The organism is Taylorella asinigenitalis ATCC 700933, assembly GCF_000687755.1.
Taxonomy (GTDB): domain Bacteria; phylum Pseudomonadota; class Gammaproteobacteria; order Burkholderiales; family Burkholderiaceae_B; genus Taylorella; species Taylorella asinigenitalis.
The window spans coordinates 1-1,256 of sequence record NZ_JHXN01000046.1; the positions used below are offsets into that span (position 1 = coordinate 1).

Consider the following 1,256-nt stretch of genomic DNA (forward strand, 5'->3'; position numbering starts at 1 on the left):
ACACCGACGTCCAATCTCACGGGCTGGTCGTCTTACCTGGGATTCAGACCCGGCACCCAGACCCCGCCGCCCTATGCGGTGGCCGCCCGGCGCGAGGATCTGAGCGGCCTGCCGCCCGCCTGGATCGGCACGAGCGACCTTGATCTGTTCTACGACGAGAACCGTGAGTATGCTCGGCGTTTAATGGCGGCAGGCGTGCCCTGCGAGTGGGCTGAGGTCGCGGGCGGCTATCACGGGTTTCATCTCCTGAAGCCGGAGGCCGAAGCCTCACGGCAATTCAATACGAGTTTCCTGAGTGCGCTCCGGCGGGCGCTGGGGTTGCCGGATCAGAACACAGACGCACTTCCCCGTGTAAATACCACGCCGCCCACGCAGGCCGCAGCGCTGGACGTTCTGATTATCGGCGCTGGGCTATCGGGAATCGGCGCGGCGCATCACCTCAAGACAAAAAATCCTGGCAAGACGTTTGAGATTCTGGAAGCCCGGCAGGCTATGGGGGGCACCTGGGACCTCTTCCGCTATCCCGGTGTCCGCTCGGATTCGGACGTTTTCACGCTGGGCTACAGCTTCAAGCCCTGGCTGGGGCGCAAGTCCATTGCCGACGGCGGGGATATTCGCCAGTACATTCAGGACGCGGCAGATGAGGGCGGAATCACACCCCATATCCGCTTTGGGCACAGGGTCAAGAGTGCCGAATGGTCGTCGGAAGAAAGCCTTTGGACCGTGACCGCTGAACAGGAGGACGGCACGCCTGTTCTCCGACAGGCGAAATTCCTGTTCCTGTGTAGCGGCTATTACAGCTACGACGAAGCCCACCGTCCAGAGTTTCCAGGCGAGGCCAGCTTTCAAGGTCAAATCATCCATCCGCAGTTCTGGCCCGAAGATGTGGACTACAGCGGCAAACGAGTCGTGGTGATCGGCAGCGGCGCGACCGCGGTGACGCTGGTTCCGGCGATGACCGACAAGGCCGCGCACGTCACGATGCTGCAACGCTCGCCGTCACATATCGCCGTGCGACCGCTGGTGGACGGGACCGCTGCCGCCTTTCAGAAGTGGTTGCCGGCGCCCGTCGCCCATGGCGTGACCCGCTGGAAAAATGTCCTGAGCAGCATTTTCTACTACCAGATTGCCAGAAAAGCCCCCGACCTGTTCATGAGGGGCCTGCTGGACGAAGCGCAAAAACATCTGGGTGAACGCTTTAACCCGGCAGACTTTACCCCCAGCTACAAGCCCTGGGACCAGCGGGTGTGCGCCAT

At 62.0% G+C, this 1,256-nt stretch carries 1 protein-coding gene; it reads left to right on the forward strand.

The features are described 5' to 3' along the window. Nucleotides 1-1,256 (forward strand): alpha/beta hydrolase fold domain-containing protein (locus tag T432_RS09050; protein ID WP_156026356.1); only part of this gene is annotated, 1,256 nt, incomplete at both ends.